6 protein-coding genes are annotated in these 3,285 nt (G+C 45.1%); 5 read left to right on the forward strand and 1 reads right to left on the reverse strand.

Going from position 1 to position 3,285, the window contains the following annotated elements; translation table 11 throughout:
* The 5 genes from ACZ3HG_RS22920 to ACZ3HG_RS22940 all read left to right on the forward strand — a co-directional run.
* The coding region (locus ACZ3HG_RS22920; RefSeq protein ID WP_465334604.1) for a hypothetical protein at window positions 1-194 on the forward strand (194 nt) is incomplete at its 5' end.
* Window positions 172-1,101, forward strand: coding sequence for an EndoU domain-containing protein (locus ACZ3HG_RS22925; protein ID WP_465334594.1), 930 nt, complete (start codon window positions 172-174; stop codon window positions 1,099-1,101). The genes ACZ3HG_RS22920 and ACZ3HG_RS22925, both read left to right, overlap by 23 nt.
* Window positions 1,101-1,580: a hypothetical protein gene (locus ACZ3HG_RS22930; RefSeq protein WP_465334596.1), complete on the forward strand. Its 480-nt coding sequence runs from the start codon at window positions 1,101-1,103 to the stop codon at window positions 1,578-1,580. Before ACZ3HG_RS22925 ends, ACZ3HG_RS22930 begins: the two co-directional genes overlap by 1 nt.
* Window positions 1,581-1,625: 45 nt before the next feature.
* Window positions 1,626-2,159 (forward strand): DUF6862 domain-containing protein, encoded by a 534-nt coding sequence (locus ACZ3HG_RS22935; RefSeq protein WP_465334598.1) that lies wholly within the window; start codon window positions 1,626-1,628, stop codon window positions 2,157-2,159.
* 390 nt (window positions 2,160-2,549) lie between these two features.
* On the forward strand, window positions 2,550-3,152 hold the full coding sequence (locus tag ACZ3HG_RS22940; protein ID WP_465334600.1) for a hypothetical protein: 603 nt from the start codon (window positions 2,550-2,552) through the stop codon (window positions 3,150-3,152).
* Window positions 3,153-3,195: 43 nt separating this feature from the next.
* On the opposite strand, the gene ACZ3HG_RS22945 is transcribed toward ACZ3HG_RS22940, so the two are convergent.
* Window positions 3,196-3,285: a SymE family type I addiction module toxin gene (locus ACZ3HG_RS22945; protein ID WP_465334602.1), complete on the reverse strand. Its 90-nt coding sequence runs from the start codon at window positions 3,283-3,285 to the stop codon at window positions 3,196-3,198.

Below are 3,285 nucleotides of genomic sequence, written 5' to 3' on the forward strand. Positions count from 1 at the left end.
CGCTTCTGGGGCCCTGCGATCACCTGAATAAACTCGGCGATCTGCTGTTGTTTACGGGCGGAGAGCTTTTTACAGGTCTGACGCAGGGTGGTGACAACTTCCGGCTCCTCTGGCTCGAACTGGCCGCAGGAGTTGCGGGCGGCCTGGCGACGGGCTGCTACTGGCGGAGCAGTGACGGCCGACCAGGCGGGTAAGAATGCGGTTGAGAATAATCTTCTGGGTGGAAATGAAGAGAGCCAGACGAAGTTCGTGCAGGAGCATGGCAAGGATGTAGCATCCTGTACAGATAACCCGACAGGTGCAGCGTGTCAACGTGGTCAGGCTATGAATGAAGCTCTGATGGTAGCACTTCCTGCTGGACTTGGTGGTGGTGTGCTAGCAGCGGCGACGCCTGAAATTGCCGCTATTCTGAAGGCTGGAATTGAATCCTGTTCCGGAGCACTGGCACTGTGTATTAATAATCTTGGGCTTCAAGCTTCAGAGATTATCGTCCCGGGCGGAGTGGGGGCCGGGGGGGCTGTTGGGATAGGGAAGACAGCGGCGGAAGCTGCTGCTGCGAAAGCAGAAACTGTGGCGGCTAATGCGGCAAAGAATAACCCATCATGGAAAGCAGGTGACTATCTTGATGACTTTAAACCTTCCCCCACACCTCTGGAACTGGTTAAAGAGCAGGCTGGCAAAGGTTCACAAACTGCATATATCAGGATGGATCATATCCTTAACGGGGAAGTGAAAACCCTCAAGGATGGGACAAAAGCTGGATCTGGTGGCCACTATATTCGTGATTCAAATATTAAAGTAGATAAGGTCACGGGTACACCTGATTCCAATGGCGTTTCGACAGGATATATATCAGTGAGAGATCCAGCAACGGGACAATGGATAAATAAGAAAGCTGAAACTACATTCTTCCCTGAGCAGTGGTCAAAAAGACAGACGGCTCAGGAGATTGAGAGTGCGTTCAAAAATTCTGAAAGAATACCTAACACAGAAATGTGGAGCGGGAAATCATCTAGCGGTGTGAAGATTCAAGGCTATTATGGCAAACCCGATGGAACAGGTGCGACTGCATGGCCTGTTTATACAGGGAGGAATAAGTAATGTTGAATGATAAAATCATTTTCTGGTGGGATGAAAATAGTAATTTATTTGTTCCTGTAGGTGGAAAAATACGTAACTCCTTTGATGGAAGGGTATTGGGGTATGGAGCACGTGAGATTTCAGGATGGTTATCCAATGACATTCAATATGGTATTCATTCTGTTGATATCTGGGTAAAAAACCTCACTGCGCTTGCATCAGGAAAAACAACTGAAGGCAACTTCGGAATAGGTAATGCCCATTGGGTGATGGTTACGCATGATAAAGTATTTATTGGGTGTGAGTATGTTGAAGAGCAACAGGTGCTTTTAACCATAGAGCAAACATTATATGTGCTGGAGCAGTATCGTTTATTCCTGGAAGGATCTTATACAAAAGACTTCCCGCCAGAACCAATCGATGTTGAGTATCTTGCAGAAGGTAGAGATGCTATCACTCAGTATGAATCTTTAGACGGGGCATATTGTTTACCTTATTAATAAAAATCCCGCCCTTAGCTGACGGGATTCTTTTACAACCAGACAGTGGAGAATAATGCGCTGTCCTCCCAGGATGAGAAACAGCGGCAGGATGCGAAATGGGCACTGCCGTATCTGGAAGGTGAAAAGAAAGCACAGGCAGAGAAGCTGGTCACTGACCTGAATGTGAGGGATAAAGCGTTCGATGCAGCGATTGATGCGGCGTGCAAGAATCTGTTATCAGCGGACTGTCGGGGGATGCGTCAGGAACTGGCGGCAATGGGCAAGAGTTACGATGCCCAGCTTGATGGTCAGTACATCGGCACCATGGCGAGTGTTTATAAAGAGGGTGCTGATAAAGTCGATAGTCTGCTGTGGCAATATGCGACAGCAGATGCGCAGGCGCAGAAAGCGAAAGACATCCAGACCATCGCCACTAACTGGGGCGTCAGCTTAGAAACGGCTTCAACGTTGTATACCAGCATGGCAAGGGTGCACACCGCTGCGGCGATTGGTGGTACGATGTATGGGATGAAGGGTGAAAGTGTTCCTGCGGCAAAAGGGAGCACAACAGAAACTTACTTTAGGGTGGAGGGTTGAGGGTTGAGGGTGGAGGTAGTGGTACAAAAACCAGCCAAAATAGGATCAATGCTAACTCTGATGGCAGTGTAACTATTAACTCCGGGTGTAGTGGCCAATTATGTGTAAGTACAAATGGTCCCAATCATGCTTCCTATTACCTTACTAATAAAAGAGCTGACGGCTCAGTAGTCGTCTTTGAAGTTGATGCTGTATTACATAAACAAATAATGGATGCCGCAGTACCTCAGAAACCCATCCCAGGAGTTCCTAAGGATCCCAATGCGCCTAAAATAGTAGACCCAAATAAAGGTGATCCCAGTGTATCTCTGGAACTACCAAAAGTATGGTATAGGCTCATAGAGCAGAATTCATCAAAAGCTCGCGTATTAACAAAAGAGGAGTTCATGAATGAATTTGGAAAATAATTACCAAAATTTTCTCAGTGACCTTTTTGATGGTGAAAAAGCAATAGCTGTTTTTGTTGTTAAAGGAAATCATTATTATCTTATTGATAATAAAGAAAATTACTGCATTGATGTCAGGCCGGAATATAAAAGCTATATTGATAAGGGCTTGATGAAGGAATCCCTTTATGATGAGGCTATTAGCTTATTCAGGAATGGGATACCTGTTCTGACAGAAGATAATTTCCAAGAATATGTAACAAAAAATAATGTTGTTGTTTATTCAGTTGAAGATATGAGAGAATTTTTCATGTTGGGTCGAGTTGGGACTCATTTAATCGATTTTTATGATTATATCGAGAGGTTTTTATCCGTATTAACAGATCCTGTTTCAGATGAATGGGATCAGTGGAGAATGCGACTACCTAAATTTTATATTAATTTTGATAAAAAAATATATCGGCATACTGATTGGGACAGAAGCCATGAGGCTTCTGCGCCTTCAGATTGGAGTGCCCAGGCCAATAGTGATTTTGGGTTATTCATTCCAGATAAAGAGCAATATTGGTTGATAGATGGTATGAATTTTTGGAAATTACAAATGTAGACAAACTATCCCGGCCGCTCATGAGTCGAGATAATTTTGCTTTTCACTCAGCGACAAGCGGTCGGATCACCAGTTGCCCATGCTCTACAGTAATGGTGACCGGCGTATCTGTCCCGAAGCCTGCCTCTTCCAG

The sequence above is a fragment of the Erwinia sp. PME.40.26/001 genome, assembly GCF_055556675.1.